23 protein-coding genes and 2 pseudogenes are annotated in these 24406 nt (G+C 66.5%); 17 read left to right on the top strand and 8 right to left on the bottom strand.

Features of this window, described 5'->3' with window-relative positions; all coding sequences use genetic code 11:
* The first annotated feature begins 240 nt into the window (after positions 1 to 240).
* Complete coding sequence (locus DIE02_RS18920) at positions 241 to 1224, top strand: lysozyme inhibitor LprI family protein (protein WP_260427864.1); 984 nt, start codon at positions 241 to 243, stop codon at positions 1222 to 1224.
* 226 nt (positions 1225 to 1450) lie between these two features.
* Here DIE02_RS18920 and DIE02_RS18915 read toward each other — a convergent pair whose 3' ends face one another.
* On the bottom strand, positions 1451 to 2662 hold the full coding sequence (locus DIE02_RS18915; RefSeq protein ID WP_124521284.1) for an alginate lyase family protein: 1212 nt from the start codon (positions 2660 to 2662) through the stop codon (positions 1451 to 1453).
* A 580-nt stretch (positions 2663 to 3242) separates the two neighbouring features.
* Here DIE02_RS18915 and DIE02_RS18910 point away from each other — a divergent pair.
* From DIE02_RS18910 to DIE02_RS18875, 8 genes are all read left to right on the top strand, one after another.
* Entirely contained in the window at positions 3243 to 4253 is a 1011-nt protein-coding gene (locus DIE02_RS18910) for an AraC family transcriptional regulator (protein ID WP_124488078.1), read from the top strand.
* Between the two features lie 11 nt (positions 4254 to 4264).
* On the top strand, positions 4265 to 4939 hold the full coding sequence (locus DIE02_RS18905; RefSeq protein ID WP_124521241.1) for an NAD(P)H-binding protein: 675 nt from the start codon (positions 4265 to 4267) through the stop codon (positions 4937 to 4939).
* A gap of 41 nt (positions 4940 to 4980) precedes the next feature.
* Positions 4981 to 5925, top strand: coding sequence for a patatin-like phospholipase family protein (locus DIE02_RS18900; RefSeq protein WP_260427863.1), 945 nt, complete (start codon positions 4981 to 4983; stop codon positions 5923 to 5925).
* A 108-nt stretch (positions 5926 to 6033) separates the two neighbouring features.
* A complete protein-coding gene (locus DIE02_RS18895) occupies positions 6034 to 6651 on the top strand; it encodes an START domain-containing protein (protein WP_044847693.1) in 618 nt (205 codons plus the stop codon).
* 112 nt (positions 6652 to 6763) lie between these two features.
* Complete coding sequence (locus DIE02_RS18890; protein ID WP_124488075.1) at positions 6764 to 7597, top strand: oxidoreductase; 834 nt, start codon at positions 6764 to 6766, stop codon at positions 7595 to 7597.
* Between the two features lie 41 nt (positions 7598 to 7638).
* Positions 7639 to 8487, top strand: coding sequence for an SDR family NAD(P)-dependent oxidoreductase (locus DIE02_RS18885; RefSeq protein WP_124521237.1), 849 nt, complete (start codon positions 7639 to 7641; stop codon positions 8485 to 8487).
* A 452-nt stretch (positions 8488 to 8939) separates the two neighbouring features.
* Positions 8940 to 9353: a DoxX family protein gene (locus DIE02_RS18880; protein ID WP_124488073.1), complete on the top strand. Its 414-nt coding sequence runs from the start codon at positions 8940 to 8942 to the stop codon at positions 9351 to 9353.
* A gap of 161 nt (positions 9354 to 9514) precedes the next feature.
* Positions 9515 to 10459: an SDR family oxidoreductase gene (locus tag DIE02_RS18875; RefSeq protein ID WP_124488072.1), complete on the top strand. Its 945-nt coding sequence runs from the start codon at positions 9515 to 9517 to the stop codon at positions 10457 to 10459.
* 454 nt (positions 10460 to 10913) lie between these two features.
* On the opposite strand, the gene DIE02_RS18870 is transcribed toward DIE02_RS18875, so the two are convergent.
* Complete coding sequence (locus tag DIE02_RS18870; protein ID WP_124488071.1) at positions 10914 to 11528, bottom strand: cytochrome c; 615 nt, start codon at positions 11526 to 11528, stop codon at positions 10914 to 10916.
* 519 nt (positions 11529 to 12047) lie between these two features.
* Here DIE02_RS18870 and DIE02_RS18865 point away from each other — a divergent pair.
* A complete protein-coding gene (locus tag DIE02_RS18865) occupies positions 12048 to 12629 on the top strand; it encodes a hemerythrin domain-containing protein (RefSeq protein WP_124521235.1) in 582 nt (193 codons plus the stop codon).
* A gap of 70 nt (positions 12630 to 12699) precedes the next feature.
* Here the strand turns inward: DIE02_RS18865 and DIE02_RS18860 are convergent, their stop codons facing one another.
* On the bottom strand, positions 12700 to 13071 hold the full coding sequence (locus DIE02_RS18860; RefSeq protein WP_124488069.1) for a DUF3564 family protein: 372 nt from the start codon (positions 13069 to 13071) through the stop codon (positions 12700 to 12702).
* Between the two features lie 196 nt (positions 13072 to 13267).
* On the opposite strand from DIE02_RS18860, the pseudogene DIE02_RS36065 reads away from it, so the two are divergent.
* The 4 genes and pseudogenes from DIE02_RS36065 to DIE02_RS18840 all read left to right on the top strand — a co-directional run.
* Positions 13268 to 13439, top strand: a pseudogene (locus tag DIE02_RS36065) (RNA-directed DNA polymerase); the annotation flags it as partial.
* Positions 13440 to 13805: 366 nt separating this feature from the next.
* Positions 13806 to 14135, top strand: a complete 330-nt coding sequence (locus tag DIE02_RS18850) for an H-NS family nucleoid-associated regulatory protein (protein ID WP_044847685.1) — start codon at positions 13806 to 13808, stop codon at positions 14133 to 14135.
* 226 nt (positions 14136 to 14361) lie between these two features.
* Positions 14362 to 15609: an MFS transporter gene (locus DIE02_RS18845; protein ID WP_124521233.1), complete on the top strand. Its 1248-nt coding sequence runs from the start codon at positions 14362 to 14364 to the stop codon at positions 15607 to 15609.
* An 85-nt stretch (positions 15610 to 15694) separates the two neighbouring features.
* Positions 15695 to 16261, top strand: a complete 567-nt coding sequence (locus DIE02_RS18840) for a DNA-binding protein (RefSeq protein WP_124521231.1) — start codon at positions 15695 to 15697, stop codon at positions 16259 to 16261.
* Between the two features lie 198 nt (positions 16262 to 16459).
* Here DIE02_RS18840 and DIE02_RS18835 read toward each other — a convergent pair whose 3' ends face one another.
* From DIE02_RS18835 to DIE02_RS18820, 4 genes are all read right to left on the bottom strand, one after another.
* Entirely contained in the window at positions 16460 to 17536 is a 1077-nt protein-coding gene (locus DIE02_RS18835; RefSeq protein WP_409364198.1) for a polyamine ABC transporter substrate-binding protein, read from the bottom strand.
* Positions 17537 to 17804: 268 nt separating this feature from the next.
* Entirely contained in the window at positions 17805 to 17975 is a 171-nt protein-coding gene (locus DIE02_RS18830; protein WP_221622533.1) for a hypothetical protein, read from the bottom strand.
* A gap of 448 nt (positions 17976 to 18423) precedes the next feature.
* Positions 18424 to 19116 (bottom strand): pentapeptide repeat-containing protein, encoded by a 693-nt coding sequence (locus DIE02_RS18825; protein ID WP_124488065.1) that lies wholly within the window; start codon positions 19114 to 19116, stop codon positions 18424 to 18426.
* 86 nt (positions 19117 to 19202) lie between these two features.
* A complete protein-coding gene (locus DIE02_RS18820) occupies positions 19203 to 19841 on the bottom strand; it encodes a TetR/AcrR family transcriptional regulator (protein ID WP_124488064.1) in 639 nt (212 codons plus the stop codon).
* Between the two features lie 229 nt (positions 19842 to 20070).
* Between DIE02_RS18820 and DIE02_RS18815 the strand changes: the two genes are divergently transcribed.
* The 3 genes and pseudogenes from DIE02_RS18815 to DIE02_RS18805 form a co-directional block, all read left to right on the top strand.
* Positions 20071 to 21195, top strand: coding sequence for a Rieske 2Fe-2S domain-containing protein (locus DIE02_RS18815; protein WP_124521227.1), 1125 nt, complete (start codon positions 20071 to 20073; stop codon positions 21193 to 21195).
* A gap of 12 nt (positions 21196 to 21207) precedes the next feature.
* The gene (locus DIE02_RS18810) at positions 21208 to 22944 is read left to right on the top strand and encodes an FAD-dependent oxidoreductase (RefSeq protein ID WP_124521225.1); all 1737 of its coding nucleotides are present in this window, start codon (positions 21208 to 21210) and stop codon (positions 22942 to 22944) included.
* Between the two features lie 59 nt (positions 22945 to 23003).
* Positions 23004 to 23312 (top strand): annotated as a pseudogene (locus tag DIE02_RS18805) (saccharopine dehydrogenase); the annotation flags it as partial.
* Positions 23313 to 23472: 160 nt separating this feature from the next.
* Here the strand turns inward: DIE02_RS18805 and DIE02_RS18800 are convergent.
* Positions 23473 to 24342, bottom strand: a complete 870-nt coding sequence (locus DIE02_RS18800) for a LysR family transcriptional regulator (RefSeq protein ID WP_124521223.1) — start codon at positions 24340 to 24342, stop codon at positions 23473 to 23475.
* Positions 24343 to 24406: the final 64 nt, after the last annotated feature.

Genomic DNA, 24406 nt, shown 5'->3' with positions numbered 1-24406 from the left:
GCGTGATCGGTGTGGATGGCGCGCCCGGTTCGGGTTACGCTTCGGCGGGCGGGGCGAGTGCCGCATGCCGCGCCGGGCATTTTTACCTCGAACGTTGCGGGCATGGCGTTTCTACAGGCCCGCGAACCAGCGACGATCCAGGCCATGACAACCCAGAACCGATCGAGTGCTCGCGCCGGCGAGCGAGGGCAAGCCGCGCTTCGCGGCCGGCATGCGTGGAGCGTGAGCCCGCGAGCCGCCATGATGTTGGCAATACTGACGATCGCGCCGATGGCCGCGCAGGCGGCCGGCTTCGACTGCGCGAAAGCCGCTTCACCGACCGAGAAGACGATCTGCGCGGACGCCGGGCTGTCGTCGCTCGACGGCCAGCTGGCGGCGGTGTGGAAGAACACGCTCGCGAAAGGCGGCGATACCGCCGCGCTGAAGGCGGCGCAGTTGAAATGGCTCAAGCAGCGCGATCGCTGCGGCAACGATGCATCGTGCCTCGGCGATCGCTATCGCGAGCGGCTCGCGAGCCTGAACGGCGCGCCGCTTGCGGCCGACCGCTGGCAACAGACGTGGTATCGCGACAGCGACAACCCGTCGTTCGGCGGCGTGCTGACGTTTACCGGCACGGCACCGCGTCTGCACTTCGAACTGAGCGGCAACAATGGCGCGAATACCGGCGGACTCGGCGGCGATATCGACCTGCACGGCGACCGCGGCACGTTTCGCCAGGATCGATGCCGGCTCGATTTCAGCCGCAAGGGCGGCCGCGTGCAGGTCGCGCAGCAGGGCGGCGATGCCGATTGCGGCGCCGGTGCGGGCGTCGTGTATTCGGGCGAGTACGTGACGGCGTCGAAGGCGCAGGCGAGCCAGGCGGCTGACCTCGTGACGCTGAAGGTGCTGGCCGACGCGCACCAGAACGCGATCGCACATACGCTGCTCGGCGCCGACTATCAGACGCTCGTCGATACGATCAACACCAGCGCGAACGAGCAGGATCTTGACGGCCTGAACGCCGACGTGAAGTCGTACTGGGTGCGCGGCATCGCGACGACGAACGCCGCGATCGTGATGCGCCGGGGCACAGAGTTGTGGGTCGGGCTGCTCGTGTTCGATGCCCATGACAAGGTGCGCATGCGCTACTACTCGAACGTGCCGGCGTGGAAAAAGACCGTGCCGAAGACCATTCGCGCCTGGCACGACAATCTCGACAAGACGCTGCCGATCGATTTGATGTGATTCGGCGGGCCGCTGCGCCAGGCGTGACGAGGCCCTGGTCTTGGGCCAACGCGCTTCGCAATCGACGGCCGGCCACCCTGGCAACTGTCGTCAAGCTCGGCCGTGATGCGAGCGGCATCCTGCAAGACGTCTACACCGGAAGCGATCTACCTTTGCTGTCTCGGGGTGGGGCAAATTCGGCGGCGAACCGTGGGTTCACGATTCGCTGATCGCGGACAGCTGCCCGTCATTCGAGCGTATACGTCAGCGTGCCATATCCCAGTTGATCGAAGCCGCCGCTGTTGGGACCATAGTCGCCACCGCCGCCTTCCGGCGCGACCTTGCGGGCAAAGGCCTCCACGTCCGGCGCGGAGAGCCCTTTCAGCACGACGTAGTGGTTATAGACGAGTGCCCAGACAGGGCGCTCGTTACCGCGCGAATTCGGCGAGATGACGGGCTGCGTGACGTCGCTGTTCGTGTATTGCGTGTAAGGCACGTCCCTCCCGAGGTTGTATCGAGCGGCGTATTCCGCTGCGCGCAGGAACCGGTTGTCGTCATATCCGTAAAGATCGTCTCCCTGGCTCCAGGCCATCTGGCAGAACGCCCCGAGCAGCGCAATATCGAGCATGGCATGCCCCTGGTCGCGCCCGCTTTCCTGCAGCTGACCCAGCCCGTCCGGATACAACTTCCACACCACGTGTTCGATCGAGCCGTTGCCGGCGCCGTGCCTGAAATAGTCGACCGCTTCGGCGTAGATGTCGGGGCGATCGGTCAGGATCCCGATCGCCAGCATGGATGCCATGTTGGCGAGATCCCAGTTGGCCCAGTAGTGGTCGATCCTTGCGCCGTTGTGCCGAACCAGGAAGTCGTGGTTCATGGGATAGAACACGCCGAGCATCATCGACTGGAAGCGCCGGAAGTCGTCGGCGCGCCACAGGGGAGAGGTGCGCAGGATTTCGCCCGCGTTCGCCAACTGGTAGCCGTAAATACCGGAAGCCAGGAACTTGTCGGAACTGCCGCCGATCGTCGTCAGCGTGCGCGACCACGCGTTCAGGACTCCTATCGCGTGTTGCGCGTAGGCGTCGTCGCCGGTGATCTTCCACCGAAGTGCCAGCGCGTAGGCCGCGGCGGCATCATTGAAGAGCGTCGCGTAATTTTCCGGGTGGTCGGGGTTTCGGCCGCGATAGATGGCCGGCTGCGGATTCGGCTTCCAGTCGAGCGAAGCATGCCGATTGGCAACCAGGCGTTGCCAGCCGTCGAACCAGGGCTGCCGCCGCGCGGCGACGTTCTCGCGCATGCGCGTGAAATCGCGCTCCGTATGCAGCAGCCCGGGGTGGACAAAAGGCGCGCCGGCCGTCCGGGCGCCGGGCACGGTCTTCAGTTGCGTGCCGGTGGGCGACCGAGATGAAACGGTCGCGTCGGCAGGGTGCTGCGCCACGGCGGCGCACGCGCCCAGCATCACCACGCAAAGAACCGGGAGCGCGGCTGCTGTTCGCAAGGACGGACGAAATGCCATATGGCTCCGATAATGGTTGCGCGGTCTTGCCGAAAAAGAACCGGCATGGATTCGAACCGGGACCGTCGCACGATGAACGGGCCGCCGGGAGAAAGCTGCCTTGCCGAGTATGAACGGTCATCGCGACGCGGCGGTTGACAGTCGTTCGGATGCTTCGCATGCCCTTGGTACAGGCGTTGCTGAAAAACGGCGTCCCGATGTTTCGACACAAGTCGTGTCGATCGCCGAAGGCCGAAACGCGACCGAAACGCGGCGTCGCGCGGCCTGGTCGCCATTCGAGCGGCGGAGGTCGCCTGACCGGCATTCCCGACAGGTCTCGAGGGCATGCGTCGAAGATGCCGGGGCCGTGTCCCTGCCTTGCGTGCGCCTGCCCGCTATCTCTTGTGCAACTGCCGCCCCCATCGAATGTCACATCCTGCGATCGATTTGGCGCGCATTGCATGTGTCCGATCGCGGTTCAACAGCTAAGCTGTTACCGCACACCGGATCACGTCCGGCCATCATCGACCTTTGGTGCACACCCATGGCACGCAACCTCACTTTCTCTCTGGATATCGCATGGCGCACGCTGCTGAAGGACTTCGGCGTGCAGGCCGACCACGTGCTGCGCAGGGCGCGTCTGCCTGAAGACCTGTTTCATCGCGCAGATCGCGGGCTCGACACGGACGAGTACTTCCGCTTCTGGCGCGCGCTGGAGCTGGAAGCGAACGACCCCATGTTTCCGTTGCGCCTCGTCGAGATGGTCTCGGCCGAGGTATTCGATCCGCCGCTGTTCGCCGCCCTGTGCAGTGCCAACCTGATGCAGGCGGTGCAGCGCCTGGCCAAATACAAGCAACTTGTGGCGCCCATGAGGCTCGAGGTCGACGTGGATGAGGCCGGATCGCTGACGGTGTCGCCGCGCTGGTTGTCGGTGCAGACCGAGTTGCCCTATTCGCTGCAGGTGGCCGAGGTCGCGTTCTTCCTGCGGCTGGCTCGCCTGGCCACACGCGAGCCCGTGCGGGCATTGCGGGTGGCCCTGCCCCAGCTTCCGCCCGCCAGCTGTGCGCCGCGCTACCAGCGCTTCTTCGGCGTGCCCGTTCAACGTGGCGAGCGTCCGGCCATTACCTTTGGCGCCACCGATGCCCTGCGCCCGTTCCTGACCGTGAACGAAGGCATGTGGCGCGTGTTCGAGCCCGAACTGCGCCGTCGGCTCAGCGAACTGGACGCCACAGCCACGATGGCCGAGCGCGTGCGTGCGGTGCTGCTGGAGCTGCTGCCCGGCAACACGGCCACCATCGAGAAAGCCGCCGAGCGCCTGGGGCTCAGCAAGCGCACGCTACAGCGCCGCCTCGAAGACGAAGGGGAGAATTTCCGCTCGCTGGTGAACACCACCCGGGAAAGTCTTGCCCGCCACTACCTCGGGAGCACGACGATGACTGCCGGCGAAATCGCCTTCCTGCTTGGTTTCGAGGATCCCAACTCCTTTTACCGCGCCTTCCTGGAATGGACCGGGCAGACGCCGGATACCGCGCGCAATGCGATGCGCCTGAACTGAGAACGACACTCATGACCCTGGAAGAGAAACAACGCAAAGTGCTGCTGGCAGGTGCCACCGGACTCGTGGGCGGCCTGATGCTGAAGGCCCTGCTGGCCGACCGGACGGTCTCGGAGGTCCATGCGCTGAGCCGCCGCCCGCTGGCTGTGCGCGACCCCAGGCTCCAGGTCCACCAGGTGGATTTCGGCTGCTTGCCCGCGCTTGCGCAGGTCGACGAGGTGTACCTGTCCATGGGCACCACGATCAAGGTGGCCGGCAGCAAGGCGGCCTTCCGCGCGGTGGACTTCGATGCCAACCTGGCCGTGGCGCAGGCCGCATTTGCGGCGGGCGCGCGGCGCGTGGGGCTGGTCAGCGCCGCAGGGGCGAATGCCCGGTCGTCCATGTTCTATACCCGCGTCAAGGGCGAACTGGAAGATGCGCTCAAGGCCATGCCCTTCACGGCGCTGGTCATCGCGCAACCTTCGCTGCTGCTGGACTACCGGGACGGCCTGGGCCAGGCCACGCGGTACGGCGAGATCATCGCGATCCCCGTCGCCAGACTGCTCGCGCCGATCCTGCCCGGCGCCTACAGGCCCGTACACGCCGAGGCCGTTGCCCAGGCGCTGGTACGAACCGTTCCCACGTCCCGGGGCGTGGTGATTCTGCCTTCTGCCGAACTGGCCCGGCTCGGCGCCGCGCAGAATTGAGCGGGATGGGAACGCGTTGGCTGCGCGCAGGCTTGCCTTGGATGCTGGCGGTCAGCCTGCTGAGCGCATGTGTCGGCGCGCCGAAGCGGGCGCGGCCCGGCTTCGAGGGCCTCTGGCTGGTCGACGGCGTCTTGCAGGCGCCAGCGGCCGTGCCGCCTGTCGCACCGCTTGCCGCCAGACCCCGGTTGGCCCTCGTGCTGGGTGGCGGGGGGCTGCGCGGCTTTGGGCACGTCGGCGTGTTGCAGGCGCTGGAAGAAGCCGGCATCCGCCCGGATCTGGTCGTGGGCACCTCCGTCGGCGCCATCATCGGCGCGGCCTATGCGTCGGGCCGCTCGCCCGGCCAACTCTGGCAGCAGGCCAACAGCATGCGGATGCGCGCGCTGGTCGATGTTGCCCTCGGCGGTCCCGGCTTCGTCAAGGGCGAGGCGCTGGCAAGCTGGGCCAACGGCCTGGTTGGCGGGCAAGCCATCGAGCGCTTCCCGGTGCGTTTCGCCGCCGTCGCCACGGACCTCGACCAGTCCCGGCCCTACGTGATCACGCGAGGTGACGCCGGCCAGGCACTGCGTGCGTCGGCCGCGATTCCCGGCGTGTTACTGCCGGTGCAGGCCGGCGGCCACCTGCTGGTCGATGGCGGCGTCGCCGCACTGGTGCCGGTGCGGGCAGCGCGTGCGCTGGGCGCCGACGTCGTGATCGCAGTGGACATCTATTGCCACGGACCGCAATACCCCTCCAGTTCGGCGGTGTCGATGTGGTTGCGTGTGTCGCAGGCACAAAGCTGCTTGCTCTCGGGTCCGGAGGCCGCGTCGGCCGACGTGCTGATCGCTCCGCCGATCGCGCCCGCGGGCATGGACGATGCCGAGGGCCGGGAAACGGCACGGCGCCTGGGCTACGAGGCTGTCGTCGCGCAATTGCCTGCCATCCGGTCGGTCTTGCAGCGCCACGGCCTTGCAGCCCAGGTTGCACAGGCGCGAACGAAATCGCCCTGAGCCGCGTTCAGGCTGGCGCCGATCGCCATCCCTCTGGCGCGCGTGGCGAGTTCGCTGCGCAGCGTGGCCCTCTATGGTGAAGGCATCTTCACTCCATGAGGTTTCGCGATGATCGCCCGACGCAATCTTCTTTCCGCCGCCCTGCTGATTGGGCTGCTGGCCAGCCAGACGACCTTCGCGCAGGACGGCTGGTCGCTCGCCAGGCAGGCCGATGGCATCAGGGTCTACGTGCGCAACGTCGACGGATCGCCGCTGCGCGAATTCCGCGGCGAGGTGCAGATCCGGGCTACCCCCGATGACGTCGTCAAGGTGCTGCGTGACGCCGATGCCTACCGTCAATGGATGCCCGACGTGGCCGCATCCGAACTGCTCAAGGCCACCGACACCGAGCAGTTCCATTACCTGGACAACAAGGCGCCCTGGCCGGTCTCCAACCGCGACGGCATCTACCACTTCACCTACACGAAGGCCGGCGACGGCGCGGTCACCGTGCGCGTGGAGGCGGTCCCCGACTACCTGCCGTTGCGCGAGGGCAAGGTGCGGATTCCGCAGGCCAAAGGTCAGTGGAAGCTGGTGCCCGACGCCGAGGGTGTGAAAGTCACCTACCAGATGCATGCATCCCCCGGCGGCGCCATTCCCGACTGGCTGGCCAACCGGACAGTGGTCGACACGCCGTACGGGACGCTCAAGGCACTGCGCAGCCGTGTGCAGGAGGCCGGCCGATGAACATCGCGCCCCGTGCGGCGGCGCGGATCGCAAGCCGTTTGGCACATGACGCGAGGCAAGCGGCCTGCTTTTCCTGAAAAGCTAGCGGCAATTCAACAAAACGAGGTGCGACATGTCCACCACAGGAAAGAGAAAAACGGCCTTGGTCACCGGCGCATCGTCAGGCATGGGCAAGGCCATTGCCCAGCGTCTGATCAAGGACGGCTATCGGGTCTATGTCGCTGCACGCAGTGTCGACAAGATGGACGACCTGGCGCGACTCGGCGCCGAGCCGCTGCGCATGGACCTCTCCAGGGACGACGAGATCGTCGATGGCGTCAAGTTCATCCTGTCCCGGACGGGCGGGGTGGACGTGCTGGTCAACAACGCGGGCTTCGGCCTGTATGGGCCGGTCGAGGAAATCGGCATCGACGAGGCGCGCTACCAGTTCGAGGTCAACCTGTTCGGCGCCGCGCGGCTCACGCAACTCCTGCTGCCGGCCATGCGGGCCAGGCGTTCGGGATACATCGTCAACATCACCTCGATGGGCGGCAAGATGTACAGCATCCTGGGGGCCTGGTACCACGCGACCAAACACGCACTGGAAGGCTGGTCGGACTGCCTGCGCCTGGAAGTGGCCGAGTTTGGCATCAAGGTCGTGATCGTCGAACCCGGCGTGATCGAGACGGGTTTCGGTGATGCCGCCACCGACAGCATCGTCAAGCGTTCGGCCAGCGGCCCGTACGGCCGCCTGGTGCAGATGGTGGCCAAGTCGATCAAGAACACATACGGACACGGCACCGGTAGCGATCCGCGCGTGATCGCGGACGTGGTCTCCAAGGCCGTCTCCAGTCGCAAGCCGCGCACGCGCTATGCGGCCGGCAAGTTCGCCAAGATGCTGATCCGCATGCGCGTCTGGCTAGGCGACCGCATGTTCGACCGCATCATCCTCAGTCAGACGCGCTGACAGACCGTACGGCTTTTTTCCCCAACATGGAGGTATGCGATATGACATCGAAAGTCTGGTTCATCACGGGCGCCGCACGCGGATTCGGGCGCATCTGGGCAGAAGCCGCACTCGCGCGCGGCGACAGGGTGGCTGCAACGGCCCGCAACGCCGGCTCACTGGACGTGCTTGCGGAGCGCTATGGCGACCGCGTACTTCCCCTGGCCCTGGACGTGACCGATGCGCAGCAGGTTGCGGACGCAGTCACGCAGGCGCACCAGCATTTCGGGCGACTCGACGTGGTGCTGAACAACGCCGGCTACGCGTTGGTCGCCGCCATCGAAGAAGCCACGGTCGACGACGTGAAAGCCGAATTCGAGACGAATTTCTTCGGTGCGCTGCGCGTCATCCAGGCTGCGCTGCCTGTCCTGCGCAGCCAGCGCAGCGGGCATATCCTGGGCGTCTCCAGCGTGGCGGGCATCGTGGCCGGTCCCATTTCCGGCTTCTACAACGCCTCCAAGTGGGCGCTGGAAGCCCTGCACGACAGCCTGGCGCAGGAAGTCGCCAACTTCGGCATCAAAGTGACGCTGATCGAGCCCGGTGCCTACGCGACCGACTTCGCGAGTCCCGCGTCCCTGAAGATCTCCGAGGGGCTGGAGGCCTACGCCGCGCTGCGTCAGCAAGCGTTCGCGCGGGGTGCGGCCATGGAATTCGGCGAACCGCAGGCCACGGCGCAGGCCGTGCTGCAGGTCGTCGATACGGACAAGCCGCCGTTGCGTCTGTTCCTGGGCACCGAGGGCATGCCCGTCGTGCGTGCCGCCTATGCGGCGCGACTGGCCGAGTGGGAGCAATGGGAGGCCGTATCGAATGCGGCCCAGGGCATCTCGATCCGCCAGGCCATCGTCACCTGAGGTCATGCCGTGGCCGGTGCCATCGGCATGTCCGGCGGGCGCCGTCCGGCGTATTCGCGGGCCGAGGGGGCTTCGACGCTGCGCTGGCCGGGCCCCCGCCGATCTCCGGCTGCCCTTGCATGGAAGGGAAAGCCGCGATAGCCCTTTCGTGTGCGATGCCCCGCCGGTCGCCTATGACGCGTTTGTTACGTGACAATTGTCCACCAAATCGAGACAGCCAATCTTGTTGTGACGGATTGATGATTTCCGGTGAGACAGTAGACTGCACTCGTGCTTCGCCAGAACCGTTCGGCAGCGCGCCACGACGGCGCGACCGGACGGATTCTTCGGCAGCGGGCCGGCCGGCCCGCGGTTCGATCGTGCGAGGCGGGTTCGTTGTCGATCCGTGGGTTCGCCATTGTGGCGGACGTCGGCACCGAATGCGTCAAAACCGTCAAATCAAGGTGATTGCTATGCGTTACGTTTCGCTGGAGTCGAAGAAGGACGAGCTGCTGCTGGCGGCTCGCGTGCTGCTGATGATCCTGTTCGTGCTGTTCGGCTGGCAGAAGCTGAGCGGCTTCTCGGGCACGGTCGCGTACATGGCGTCGACGGGTGCGCCGTCGCCGGAGCTGTCGGCGGTGATCGCGGTGGCGGTCGAGCTGTTCGGCGGCGCGCTGATCGCGGTCGGCTTCTATACGCGTCCGCTCGCGCTGGTGTTCGCGGTCTATACGCTCGCGACCGCGTTGATCGGGCATCGCTACTGGGCGCTGCAGGGCATGGACCAGTACCTCGCGATGATCAACTTCTACAAGAACATCAGCATCATCGGCGGGCTGCTGTTGCTCGCGGTGAGCGGGCCGGGGCGGTATTCGTTCGACCGGAAGTAAGCGGGCGCGAGAATTCGTGCTGCACGACGGGCCCGGTGCGTGGAAGCGCACCGGGCCCGTGTTTCATCATCCGCTCGTCGTCGACGGGCGAGCGAAATCGACATCGGTTGCCGGTTCTCGTATAGATTGGGGCCCCTCGTCCCCTTTCATCGTTGGCTACCGTGTCGCACCCGACCATCCTTCTCATCGGCGCGTCCGGCCTGCTCGGCCGTGCGGTTGCCGCATCGTTGTCCCGCGCAGCGTCGCTGACGCTCGTCGCAACCATCCGGAACCCGGACACCGCGGGCGCACGGCGCCTCGCATTGCCGCCGGAAAACATCGTCCGACTCGACGTGCTCGATCAGCCGGCACTCGAACGTCTGTTCGACACGCGCCGCCCGGCCGCGGTGATCATCTGCGCCGCCGAGCGCCGCCCGGACGTCTGCGAACGCGACCCCGCGGCGGCGCGCGCGATCAACGTCGACGCGCCGGCGCGCATCGGCGCGCTTGCCGCGCGCTACGGCGCGTGGACGCTCGGCATCTCCACCGACTACGTGTTCGACGGCAAGGCCGCACCGTACCGCGAAGATGCCGTGCCGAACCCGCTGAACATCTACGGCCGCACCAAGCTGGAAGGCGAGGCCGCGTTGCTCGCCGCGTCGCCGCTTGCCTGCGTGCTGCGCCTGCCGTTGCTCTACGGCCCGATCGTCGACTGGCGCGAGTCGGCCGTCACGAGCCTCGTGCCGGCGATCGTCGCGTCCGCGCGAGCGGGCGCGGATGCGGTCGGCATGGACGCGTGGGCGATCCGCTATCCGACCTACACGCCGGACGTGGCGGACGTGATCCGCGACCTGACGCTGCGCCAGCTCGCGGGTTCGCCGGTCACGGGTATCCGTCATTGGTCGGGTGAGGAACCGATGACGAAGTACGACATCGCGCAACGGATCGCGGCCGCGCTCGGCATCGACGCCGCGCTCGCGCGGATCGACACGCCGGCCGATGCGACGCCGCGTCCGTACGACTGCCATCTGGATGCATCGCGCGTGCGCGCACTCGGGATCGATCATGTGACACCGTTCGCGACGGGGCTGCAAGCCGTGTTGCGCGACGCACCGCCGCTGCCGTAAGCGCGGCGCGCCGCAATGCCGCAACGTGTGGCAGCGGTCGGCGCCGGGGCGCGGCTGGACGTTACACCGCGCAACATTCCCGTTTGGGGGAAGCGTCCGGGCCGCAAGGCGGCCCGTCCGGTTCGCCGATACCCTGGCGCATTCGAAAAATCACGCGAGCAAGCGAGAGCCGATCGCGGCGTGTCTTCGTATCGGATGCGATCGCGCGCGCGACCTCGTGCGTGCCCGTTCCCGACCGATTGCTTTCCGGCCGCGTTGCCGGACGAAGCGAAACGTTACGTCATCCATATCGATGTCGACACGTTCCATGCGCCGTGGCTCGGGACGAGCGCAGCTATCGGGGTTGATCGTGTCACCTGTCATCGTGGTTGCGTCCGCAACTGTGGGTTGCGGACGCAATCGTGGATCGATTCAGCAGTGCCGGCGACGTGCGGAGGATTTCGCGCTTACGACCCTACTGCGATTCGAGCCATGTGGCGACCGCATTGGCGTCGTCGGCATCCAGCGTATGAGCAACGGCTGTCATGACGGGGGAATTGGCACGTGTCTCGTTCTTGAAGAACTCGATCTGCCGAAGCAGATAGTTCACGTGTTGTCCGGCAAGCCGCGGGAACGCGCCGGCACCCTGGCCCTGCGGGCCATGGCACGACGCGCATGCCGGGGTCCCCCGGTGCGGTACGCCATGCTCGAAAATATCTTTCCCCCTGGCCATCAGCGCGGCGTTGCCTGCCTTGCCATGCACCGGTTCCTGATGCGAGTAATAGGCTGCAAGCGATGCAATCGTCGCATCGTCGAGCCGCGACGCAATACCCCACATATACTCGCGCGCATGCGTCTCGCCCCGCGTGTGCTCGCGGAAGCCCTTGAGCTGCACAGTGAGATATTCCGGTGTCTGGGCGCTTAAGCGCGGGAACATGGGTGATTCGCTGTGTCCCCGTGCACCGTGGCAAGTGGCACAGACCTGCCGAGCCAGTTGCTCCCCGTCCTCGGCGCGTGCGTGCGACGGGACGCCGCCGATCGCGATGACGATCGGTAGCAGTGACATTGGCAAGAAAAACATCTTGTTCATCTTTCTTTGCTTCCAGTCGAACCGCGGTACAGCCAAACAGCCGGTATCGGTCGCTTGCGTTGGTATCGATGTCTTCCCTGGCGGCCTCATGCTTGCGTAGCGATACTGAATACAGTGTGAGAGCGCCGGAGACGGATATCTTGATTGAAGTCAAATACGAGTGTATTTTGCCGCTCGCCGCGGGTGCTTTGCCGGTCCATCGCAGTCGCCCATCTTTCACACGATCGCGCTGACGGCGGAGCGCATCCGGACCTCGAAAACCAGGTGCCGGATCGATGACAAGCACGAGCGATTCAGTCGGCAGGGCACCTGTTCGAATCGGCCGACGCATGCCGACTTCGCGCGTTGCCGGGCCGGCACACTCTTTGATCTCCCTCAAGGCCGTCGCGTCGGCACACTTTGATGTCGAGCCGCAGCGGACCAAGATGGAAATTGTGGGCACTGGCTGACGGGCTCGCCGAGCAAGCGAGTCGATCGAGCGATCGCCAGTGCATTCCGCCTGTTTCCGTGAGGTCTGGTATGTCGTCGTTGGGGCCGCGGGCCGCGATCACCGTCATCCTCCGTGAGCACGAGCGGCTGTCTGCCGTCGTCGAGGGCATGCGGCGCTATGTCCATCTGCTTGCGGCTGGCAAGCCCGTTCCGGGTCTCATGGTGTTCCGGGCGATGCTCTATTACATTCGAGAGTACCCCGAGCAGATACATCATCCGAAAGAGGAGCGCTACCTGTTTGCACCATTGCGGGATGTGGCCTCCGAATTCGACGGCGTGATCGACGAACTGGAGACTCAGCACGCGCGAGGTGACGGGATGTTGACCAATCTCGAACACGCGCTCACCCGGTACGAGTTGAAGGGGGCGCCCGCATTAGCGGCACTGGTGGCGCTGGTGGATGAATATGCCGAGTTCTATTCGGATCACCGGTTTACCGAGGAGACGCTGATTTTGCCGGCCGCGAGACGTTTGCTGTCAAACGAGGACTGGGCGGAACTTGACCTCGCCTTCGGAGCCAATCGCGATCCATTCGACGGGGTCAAGCTCGAAGCCGATCTCGGCAAGCTGTTCTCGATGATCGTCAATGCGATTCCGGAAACGGAAGATTAGCGGTTCGCGCGTGGGTCTGGGCCGAGGCTCTCTACCGAGCCAGGATGCCGGCTCCGTGTGTGCGACGCGCTCAGCGTGCGTCGTCTGCAAACAGCCGGTGCTCGGGTTCGGCCTGCTCGGTATCGAGACATTGCACGCGCCAGCGACCGGCATCCGGCGCGTGATGGGCATGCGGGTACCAGCGTGCCATGCCGGATGCGCCGACACTTGGCGCTTCGGCATTGCCGGACGCGAAGCCGTCAAGGACGATGAGCGGACGGCTGGCATCGGGCACGGCAAGCCGGATGCCGTCGCCGGTCCGGGCAAGCGTCCCCCATGAGGGCATTGCCATCGCGTAGTGGCCTTCACACGACCACTTTTGCTCGTCGAAATCAAGCCAGACGATCGCATACGCCGACGGGCCGGCATGCGCGAACGTGTCGAGATGAACGGTGATGCGCATGGTGGATTCCTGTGATGAGTGACTGCCGACATCCGGTGAGAGGGCATGGGTCCAGTCTAGGTTTGGCCGTGCGGCCGGCCTTGACGCACGTCAACCGGTCAAGCGGCATGACGGCCATCGACGATCGCTGGCTCGACGACTTCCGTCGTGGTTTTCTCGTGACGCTGACGACAAGCGTCGCGGCGGCTGCCTCCTGATCCTGACCAACTGCATCCGCCACGGGCCGGCGTCGCGGAACCCGCGCCGCGCATCCGGATTTCCGCGGACATCTGGCCGGACGCGTCGGCCATGCAAGCGCGCTGAACGCCGCGCGCGGTCCGAAGCTGCATGCGCGGATCGCGCGGGACGGGTGCCGCTTCGGCACGTGAAACGCCGCGCCGGCGTCGAGGCTCGCGGGCCAAGGCCGGCGAGTGTGCGCCGGACCGCAAAAGTCCTCGAACATGACGGATGCGCACTGCTATCATTCGCGCCATGCCGCGCCTGTGCCAGGGTGCGGCGCCAGGCGGCGAGGAGGTCGCCGCCGAAGGCTCGCCGCGCGTTCGAACGCGGCGCGTCAGGTGTTGCGTGCCGATGTCATGCGGTTTTCGACGATGGTGTTGCGTTCGGCACACTTCGAAACCCTTACAGATGCCGGCAAACGATTCACACATCGCAACACAGATTGGCGGAACTTCGTGATAGGTTCTGCCATCGGAGGTTTTTTGAATAAAAACATGCCCAAAGAGGATGAATACATGACCCAGGCTCTGCAGGAACTCGAAGCACAACTTCGGGACCTGAACATCAAGCTGTCGGAAGCCAAGCAGAAGGAGAAGCAAGCCGCACTGGCGGCATTCAGGGAGCAGGTCCAGCTGTTGGGCATCTCGCAGCAGGAAGTGCTGAGCGCCCTCGGCTACATCGTCCAGCGAAAACGCAAGGCGCCTGCCAAGTATTACGATCCGACGACCGGCCGCTCGTGGTCGGGCCGCGGCCCGCGACCCAAATGGCTCGAAGGCCGGGATCTCGATACGCTGCTCGTCGACCGCGAGGCCAAAACCTGGTGGCCCGGGGACGATCAGGGCTGAGTCAGCACCGCGCCGGCCTCACCACTCCCGTTTCATCCCGTTCTTTCGGTGTCCCAGCCTGCTGCGGGATCGCCGGCTTCAACATTTTTCAAATTCATTACCGCCGCTGCCCGCTTCCGTTCCCGGAAGCGGGCAGCGCGGCGCTTTCTGCGTGCGCCCGTGCACGGGCCCGTCATGCGCGGGAACAGGCTTTAGAATGTCGCCCGGACATTTCCGGCGGGACACCATGGCAGCAAACATGAAATCTTCGGCGCTCGACGATCCGGCGGCGCCGCGCGGCGGGCAGGTCGGGGCGTACGCGTGGAAGGCGCTGGCCGGCTCGGCGATCGGCTACGCGATGGACGGCTTCGACCTGCTGATCCTCGGCTTCATGCTGCCGGCGATCACCGCGGCTTTGCAGCTGACGCCCGGGCAGGGCGGCGCGCTCGTCACGTGGACGCTGATCGGCGCCGTCGCGGGCGGCATTTTGTTCGGTGCCCTGAGCGACCGCTACGGCCGTGTGCGCGTGCTGACCTGGACGATCATGCTGTTCGCGGTCTTCACCGGCCTGTGCGCGTTCGCGCAGGGCTTCCGGGACCTGCTCGTGTATCGCACCATCGCGGGCATCGGCCTCGGCGGCGAATTCGGCATCGGCATGGCGCTCGCGGCCGAAGCGTGGCCGGCGAGCAAGCGGGCGCGCGTGTCGTGCTACGTCGCGCTCGGCTGGCAGGCCGGCGTGCTGCTGGCCGCGCTGCTGACGCCGCTGTTGCTGCTCCATATCGGCTGGCGCGGGATGTTCGTGGTCGGCGTGTTGCCCGCACTGCTCGCATGGGTGCTGCGCAACCGGCTGCACGAGCCGGAAGTCTTCGTGCGGCGCGCGACGCAGCCGCGGGCCAACGCGTTCCGGATGCTCGTCGCCGACGCGCACACCGCGCGCACGAGTCTCGGCATCGTGATCCTGTGCTCGGTCCAGAACTTCGGCTACTACGGGATCATGATCTGGCTGCCGACCTTCCTGTCGAAGCAGATGGGCTTCTCGCTGACGAAGTCGGGGCTGTGGACCGCGGTGACCGTCGTCGGGATGATGATCGGCGTCTGGACCTTCGGGCAACTCGCCGATCGTATCGGCCGCAAGCCGACGTTCCTGCTGTACCAGCTCGGCTCGGTCGTGACGGTCATCGCCTACGCGCACCTGTCGGACCCGACGGCGATGCTGTGGGGCGGCGCGCTGATGGGGATGTTCGTCAACGGGATGGTCGGCGGCTACGGCACGCTGATGTCCGAAGGTTATCCGACCGCCGCGCGCGCGACTGCGCAGAACGTGTTGTGGAATATCGGCCGTGCGGTCGGCGGCTTCGGGCCGGTGGCGGTCGGCGCGCTGGCCGCGCGCTACTCGTTCCAGACGGCGATCGCGCTGCTCGCCGGCCTCTACGTGCTCGACATGGTCGCGACGCTGTTCCTGATCCCCGAGCTCAAGGGCGTCGAACTCGAATGACGATGCGCGGCGCGTGGCCGGGTTTCGCAGCCCGGTGCCGCGCCGCGGTTCAATTCAACGATTCATCACATCACCGGAATACATGATGCAACGCAACCACCGAACAATCGGCGTGATGGGCTCGGGCAAGGAACCGTGGCTCGCGTTTTCCGAGCCGCTCGGCGCATGGCTCGCGCAGGCCGGCTTCAACCTGCTGACGGGCGGCGGCCAGGGCGTGATGCTGGCGGTCGCGCGCGCGTTCGCCGGCGTGCCGGGGCGGGCCGGCCGGTCGATCGGCATCCTGCCGACGCAGGCCGATCCGCACGCGGGCTTCGTGCCGCTCGACGGCTACCCGCATCCGTTCGTCGAGATCCCGATCCTCACGCCGCTGCCGCGCCGCGAACCGGGCGCCGATCCGCACACCATCAACCGGAACTACGTGAACGTGCTGAGCAGCGACCTGATCGTCGCGCTGCCCGGCGGGCACGGGACCGCCGAGGAGATCGCGCTGGCGCAGCACTGGCGCAAGCCGCTCATCTGCCTCGGGCCCGACGGCGCGTTTCGCGAGCTCGCCGCGGGCGCGACATGCACGTCGTCGCTCGACGACGTGATTCGCTTCATCGACGCAGCGTTCGCGGCGGCGTTGCCGCATGCGGAGCCGGCGCAGCGATAGTGCAGCCGCGGCCGGGCATCAGTCGCCGGGTGCGGGTGCCGACGGCGGCTGGTCGTGCAGCCGGTCGGGCACGGCCCGTTCGGATCGGCGGTCGTGCATCCGCGGCCGTTTTCCCGAACAGCGGATGATCGTCGCGGGAGCGCGTCGGTGCGTGCCGGCGATCTGTCGGGGCGGCCCGACTGGGCCGCCCCGTGCTGGTCAGCGCCCCGTCTTCAGTTGCGCCCACAACCTGTTCTGAAGCCGGCGAATCTCGGGCGGCATCGGCTTGAGCAGCGTCATCTTGCTCAGCACCTCGTCGGCCGGATAGACCGACGGATCGCGCGCGATCGCGGGCTTCACGAACTGGCGCGCGGCCTTGTTCGCGGTCGGGTAGAACACCGCGTTGGTGATCCCCGCGTTGACCTTCGGGTCCTGCAGGTAGTTGATCCATTTCAGCGCGGCATCGCGGTTCGGCGCATCCTTCGGGATCACCATCATGTCGAACCACAGCAGCCCGCCTTCCCGCGGATTCGCGAAGCGGACCTCGTACGGACGCTTCGCTTCCGCCGCACGGCGATGCGCGATGCCGACGTCGCCGGAATAGCCGAACGACACGCACAGGTCGTTGTTCGCGAGATCGTTGATGTAACCCGACGAGTTGAACTGCGTGATGTACGGGCGCACCTTCTTGAGCACCTCGTACGCGGCGCGGTAATCGGCCGGAATCGTGCTGTTCGGATCCTTGCCCATGTACTGCAGCGTCGCGGCGAACACGTCGACGGCCTGGTCGAGGAACGATACGCCGCAGCTCTTCAGCTTCGCCATGTTGGCCGGGTCGAACACCAGCGCCCAGCTGTCGACCGGCGCCTTGTCGCCGAGCGCCTTCTTCACCGCCTGCACGTTGTAGCCGATGCCGTCGGTGCCATACGCCCACGGCACGCCGTACTGGTTGCCCGGATCGGCATCGGCGACCATCTTCATCAGCAGCGGGTCGAGGTTCGACAGGTTCGGCAGCTTCGTCTTGTCCAGCGGCTGGTAGACGTTTGCCTGGATCTGCTTGGCCATGTAGTTCGACGTCGGCACGACGATGTCGTAGCCGGAGTTGCCCGACAGCAGTTTCGCCTGCAGCGTGTCGTCGCTGTCGTAGTTGTCGTAGCGCACGTGCAGGCCGGTCTGCTTCTGGAAATTCGGAATCGTGTCCGGCGCGATGTAGTCGGACCAGTTGTAGATGTTCAGCTCGCCGGCGGCCTGGGCGTGCGTAGTGACGAAGGAGGCGATGCCCGCGACGGACATCATGGCGGCGGTTGCGATGGTGCGGCGAAGGGTGCGGAGTTGCATGGCTTGTCGTTCGTATCGGGAGGCTCGGCGGTTGGCTGCTCGCCGCGCCACGGTTCAAGGGATGGACGTGTGCAACCGGCCGGCGCTCGAAACGAACGCCGGCGGTGCATGATGATCAGGAGTCGGCTCGGCCTGCGAAGCGAATCGTGAGGGCACGCAACGCGAGCCGACCCTGTCGCGAGTCACGCGACACGATGCGCAGGTCGAACGGAACGGAGGGGGCGCGCTAAGGCAGCAGCGACGCCACGTCGTCGGTGTGGATCGCGACGTATGCGCGCGCGGCGACGGCGTTGTGACGGCGGACGGAACGGCGGGACAGGATGGTGTAGATCGACAGATGCAGGCGAGGACTTTGCCGGCGGTCACTGTCGCCGGTGGACGAGATCGATGCACGCACGTTGCGCGCATCGCCTCGTCTCCACCGCACCAGCGGGCCACGGATTCTCACGATTGCTCTCGACCGGGTTGTTGAAAGTATTGAACACCCGGCGACTCGCGGACGCTGGCCGTTTCACATGTCGATCGCCGCATTTGCCGCGCGGCGGCAGCGGGACCGTCAAGCAAAACGAAAGCATGATGCAAAGCGAAATCGCCGAAACATCGCGTTCCTGTGAATCATCAGGTAAATCGCTGTAAGGATGTCTCCGGATTTTCCCTAGTGATTCGCGCGTCGACGGATCGGGTCGTCGAGCGTGAGCGCAAGGGCGTGCGTGACGTGTGCCGTTCGGGATGCGGTCGAAGTGATGAGAATATTCGACAGATTGCCGGCAGCACATGCGACATGCGCGGTTCGCGGCCGGCGTCGCGCATGTCGGCCGCGGGGCGAAGCAACGCGCGTGCGGTCGTCAGGCGACCCGGATCCCCAGATTCTCGATCAGCATCGCGGCCTGGTCATACGAGATGGTCGCGCCGCGCAGCACGCCCGACGCGAGCAGCTTCGGCGTGCCGCCGAGCTCCACGTCGCGCAGGTCGGCCCCGTCGAACCGGGCGTCGTTCAGATGCGCGTTGCGCAGGCTGCCGCCTTCGAACACGGCGTCGCGAAAGTCCGTGCCGGCGAGATCGGCATCCGAGAAGTCGAGCGCCACGAGCCGCGTTTTCCGGAACGAGAAGCGGCGCAGGCTCGCGCCGACCAGCAACGTGTTCGCGAATTCGATGCCGAGCGACTTGCATTCCTCGAAGTCGGCGCCGGTCAGCCTGCATTCGTCGAAGCGCGCCGAGCCGAGCTTGCTGCGGCGCCAGTTCGTGTTGTTGAGATCGCAGGACTGAAACTGCGCGTCCTCGAGGTCGGCCGACGCGAAGCTCGTCTGGCGCGCGCGGCAGCGAATCCACGCGGTCTGCGCGAGCGTCGCGCCGACGAACGACGCTTCCGCGAGCGCGCAGCGCTCGAATCGCACGCCGCGCAAATCGAGCCGCGACAGGTCCGCACCTTCGAGATCGCAGTCTTCGAGACGAAGCGGCGCAGGCGAGCCTTCGACGAGAAGCAGCAGGTCGGCGCGATCGAGCGTTCGGCCGGAGACGGAAACTCCGCAGGTCGTCATGGGGTAGTCCGGTGTGAGTTGAAATGTTCGAGGCCGGTATCGGATGGTATCGGCCGGGCTGCGCGACATCGCGCGGGCGCCGCCGCTCAGCGCGCGGCCTTCATCCGGGCCGCGACCGGCTTGCCGGCCGGCTCGCGCTGGAACGTCCACAGGATGCGCATCTGCGCGCGCATCGCCTGCTCGTCAGCCGGAACCAGGCAGTACGCGAGCCCGATACGGCTGATCAGCGCGATGATGTCGTCGAGCGCGGGCACCCGCGCGCCGTGCACGGCGACGTATTCACGGTACGGCTTTTCGAGCACGCGCTGCCACATCGGCGCGATGTTCTCGACGATGTAGCCGAACACGTCGGTGGACAGGCTCGTGGCCAGATAGTTGTGGTGAAAGCCGCCGTGATGACGATCGCGATAGCGCACCGCGAAGCACACGCTCTCTTCGCAGTAGGCCTCGAAGTCGTGCTCGAAGGCGGTGAGCGCGCGCTGCATCTCGTCGAAGAACTCGGCGTTCTGGATGCCGATCACGCCCTGGATCAGCTCCTTTTTCGTGCCGAAGTAGCGGTACAGCGTGCGCCGCGAAATGTTCGCGCGGCGTGCGACGTCGTCGATCGACAAACGGTCGATCCCGTGCTCGATCATCGCGTCGAGCGTGGCGCGCAGGATCGCGCTTCGCCCGTCGTTGACGCTGTCCATCCTGCTGGCGTCGCCCCAGCGCAGTTGCCGATCCATACCTTTCCTCGTTGCCGTGCGTTGCGCGGCGTGTGCCGATGAGCCGACCGAATGCGTCGGTTCGGAATTTTCGCATACGTTGTCACAAAAATGGAATTTGTGCCATTATTCGTCACAAAATAAATGTTTTGTGACATAGCGCCGGGTGCATCGACCCGCCCGGCATATTCCCGGCAAGGTCCGCCACGCAGGTGCAGGGCTGCGCCTTTCGACTGGAAGGAGACGATCCATGACCGAATCATCCGCGCCGGCCACCCGGCATCCCGTTCACCGGATTCATGCCGCACCCATCGACGCGCGCTACGCGCGCGGCTGGCATTGCCTCGGGCGCGCCGACGACTACCGCGACGGCCGCGCGCACGGCCTGTCGATCTTCGGCACGCGCGTGGCGGTGTTCCAGGGCGAGGACGGGCAGTTGCGAATCCTCGACGGCTACTGCCCGCACATGGGCGCCGACCTCGGGCGCGGCCACGTCGACGGCAACGCGCTCGTGTGTCCGTTTCACGGCTGGTCGTGGGCCGGCGACGGCACCTGCACTGCGATTCCGTATTCGCAGCGCATCCCGCCGAAGGCGCGCATCAAGTCGTGGCCGGTGATGGAGCAGAACCGCCTGCTGTTCGTGTGGAACGATCCGGAGGGCAATGGGCCCGATCCGGCGGTCGAGATTCCGCGCATCGACGCGTGCTTCTCCGATGCGTGGAGCGACTGGGCGATCGTCAAGTGGGTGATCGACACGAACTGCCGCGAGCTGATCGACAACCAGTCCGACATGGCGCACTTCGGCCCCGTGCATGGCGCGCCGATCGACTACTTCTGCAACACGTTCGCGGGCCCGGTGGCCTACCAGAAGCTGCGCGGCGGCAGCACGCGGCTGGCCGGCAGCGGCGGGTTGACGGCCGACTCGGCCTACTTCGGCCCGGCATACCACGTCACGCTGATGACGGGCGAAGCGCACGGGCAGCCGCTCAGGTCGATCCTGCTCAACAGCCACGTGCCGATCGATACGAACAGCTTCGAGCTGCGCTTCGGCGTGATGGTCGAGAAGAATCCGGCGCTGACGGAAGAACAGAATCGCGCGATGGTCGACGGCTACGTGCTGGCCGCGCAGTCGGCATTTCGCGAGGACGTCGCGATCTGGGACCACAAGACGCGCGTCGACAATCCGCTGCTGTGCGAAGGCGACGGCCCGATCTATCGGCTGCGTCAGTGGTACCAGCAGTTCTACACGGACGTGGGCGAGCTGCCCGCGCGGCACGCGAGCGTCGAGGTGCACGAATACCGCGGCGAGCACGGCGCCTGGCGCCAGCTCGCCGACGTGCCGGCCGATGCGGCAAGCTGCCTTGCCACGATCTGAGCGGAGGCGATCATGTACGACGATCGACACGATTCGTTCGGCGACGCCACGTACGACGTGGTGGTGGTCGGTTCCGGCGCGGGCGCGATGACGGCGGCGCTGCGCGCGCATGACCAGGGGCTGTCGGTACTGGTGGTCGAGAAGAGCACCGTCTACGGCGGCACCACGGCGGTGTCCGGCGGCGGCATCTGGATTCCGTGCAACGACCAGATCGCCGCGCTCGGCGGCAGCGATTCGTACGACGAAGCAATCATGTATTTGCGCGACGTGGTCGGCGAGGATTTCGACGCGCAGCGCATCGATGCGTATCTCGACAACGGCCCGAAGATGGTCGCGTATCTCGCGAAGCACGCGCACACGCGGTTCAATGCGGTGCCGCGTTATCCCGACTACTACCCGGACCGCAAGGGCGGCAAGCCCGGCTACCGGACGATGGAGCCGGCGGCGTTCGATGCCGCGCGTCTCGGCGCGCATTTCGACACGTTGCGCGCGCCTTCGCCGGCGACGCTGATCGGCGGGCGTATCGCGATGACGCAGATCGAGGCGCACACGATCCTCACGAAGGAGCGCGGCTGGCTGCGGCTCGCCGTGCGCCTGATGCTGCGCTATGCCACCGATTTCAAATGGCGGCGCCGCACGCCGCGCGACCGGCGCCTGACGCTCGGCAATGCGCTCGTCGCGAGCCTGCGCGCAGCGCTCGAGCAGCGCGGCATCGCGCTGTGGCTCGCAACGCCGATGCGCTCGCTGCACACCGACGGCGCACGCGTGAACGGTGTGGTCGTCGAACGCGACGGCCGGCCGTTCGGCATCCGTGCGACGCATGGCGTCGTGCTCGCGTGCGGCGGATTCGAGGCGAACCAGGCGATGCGCGACCAATTTCTGCCGAAGCCGACGCGCGCCGAGTGGAGCGCGGCGCCGCCGATCAACACTGGCGACGGCATCCGCGCGGGGCTCGCGCTCGGGGCCGACGTCGCGCTGATGGACTTCGTCTGGGGCGTGCCCACGGTGCGCGTGCCGGGCGAGGAGAAGCAGCGCGGGCTGTTCGTCGAGCGCTCGGCGCCGCGCTGCGTGATGGTCAACCGGCTCGGGCGGCGCTTCGTCAACGAATCGGCGGCGTATCCGGACGTGATCCACGCGATGTATGCGGACCATGCGAACACGCAGGCCAACGTGCCCGCGTGGCTGATCTTCGATGCCGAATATCGCAGGCGTTATCCGTGCGGCGTGCTGCTGCCCGGCAGCGTGCAGCCGGACAGCAGGATTCCGCCCGGCTGGCTCGACTCGGTCATCTATCGCGCGGGCACGCTGGCCGAGCTGGCCGCGAAGATCGGCGTGGATGCGCGGGGGCTCGCGCAGACGGTCGAGCGGATGAACGGTTACGCGCTCACCGGCATCGATACCGAATTCGGCAAGGGCGGCAACCTGTTCGATCGCTACTACGGCGATGCGTCGTCGAAGCCGAATCCATGCCTCGGGCCGATCGAGCGTGCGCCGTTCTATGCGCTGCGGGTCGACCCGGGCGAGATCGGCACGAAGGGCGGCTTGCGTACCGATGCGCATGCGCGCGTGCTGCGTTCCGACGGTTCGGTGATCGACGGCCTCTATGCGCTCGGCAACACGTCGGCGGCCGTGATGGGCAAGACCTACCCGGGCCCCGGCTCGACGATCGGGCCGGCGATGACGTTCGGCTATGTCGCGGCCGATCACATCGCGGCCGCGCGGCGGGCAGCGGAGGCGGTTGCGCAATAGGCGAGGCGCGGAGGCGGGGCGGGACGCGATCGCCGGGTGCAGCGGATACGGGCGGCCGGCTGCTGCCGAAGCCGGGCGAGGGGCCGAGCGTCGCCGCGCAACTGGCCGGCCGTTTCGACCTGCGCTTCTTCGGCCGCGCCGACGACGGGCGGACGCTGCGCGTGAAAGTCACCGGCGATCGCGATCCGGGCTACGGCTCGACCGGGAAGATGCTGGGTCAGGCCGCACTCCGCCTCGCGCTGGATTGCAGCCGCGACGGTGAGAAGACCGGGCGCGGCGGCGGCTTCTGGACGCCCGCGACGATGTTCGACGAGCGCTTCGTCGAGCGCCTCGTGCGTCATGCCGGCTTGCGTTTCGAGGTGCTTTGAGCGTGTGGCGCACGCGTCCCGGTCGACAGGAATCGAAAAAACAAAGGATCGCGAATCAACGTGAGGAGGCAGCTTGCTGCAACCGCGGGTCCGACACGATCCCGCCGTGCTCGTAGATCTCGCGCGTGAGCCGCTGCAGGCCTGCGTCGCGGCGTGCGCGTCAGTGCGCGAACGTCTCGACGAGCGCGTCGACGACGACGCGCACCCGCGCCGTATGGGCAAGATCCTGATGGAGCACGAGCCACGTCTCGTACGGTTTCGTGCGGTGCCGTCCGGGCCAGATGCGTACCAGTTCCGGATCGCGCTGCGCGAGGTAGGCGGGCAGTTCCCCGAGCGCGAGACCGGCGCGCACGAACGTGGCCAGCATCAGGCTCGAATCGAGTTCGGCCACGACACGTCCGTCGGCGGCCGATTCGCCGGCCAGCGTGTCGTGCTGCTGTTGCATGACGCCCGGCTGGTAGCGCGCGATGTCGTGGCCCGCGAAGCGGCTGCCGGGCCGCGGTTCGCCGAAGCGATCGAGATAGCGCCGCGTCGCATAGAGCCCGACGTCCCAGCGCGCGAGCAGCCGCACGATCAGGTCGGGCTGGTCGGGACGCGTCGTGCGTACCGCGATGTCGGCCTCGCGGCGCGCGAGATCGACGATGCGCGTCGTGGTGCTCAGCAGCACGCGCACGTCGGGATGGTGTTGCTGCAATCGTTCGATCGCCGGTACCACGAAGTCGACCGCGAGCGCATCGGTCGTGGTCACGCGCACTTCGCCGGCCACGCGCGCGTCCGCGCCTTCGCTGCGCCGTTCGAACGACACGGCCAGCCGCTCCATGCCCTCCGCGGTATCGAGCACCTGCCGGCCGCTGTCGGTCAGCCCGAGCCCGGCGGTGGTGCGCAGAAACAGCCGGCTGCCCAGCGTGCGTTCGAGCGCACCGAGGCGGCGCCCGACCGTCGTCTGATCGATGTCCAGTTGCTCCGCCGCGCCGCGCAGCGTGCCGGCGCGATGCGCGGCGAGAAAGATGCGAATGTCGTCCCAGTTCATGTCGTGTCGTGGTGATGCAAATTTGCAGGGATGGCATGCGATTTCGTGCATTTTCACATGTCCG

Origin of the sequence: Burkholderia sp. Bp8991, from assembly GCF_003853795.1 — a bacterium.
Taxonomy (GTDB): Bacteria; Pseudomonadota; Gammaproteobacteria; order Burkholderiales; family Burkholderiaceae; genus Burkholderia.
This window is presented reverse-complemented; position numbering and strand designations above follow the sequence as displayed.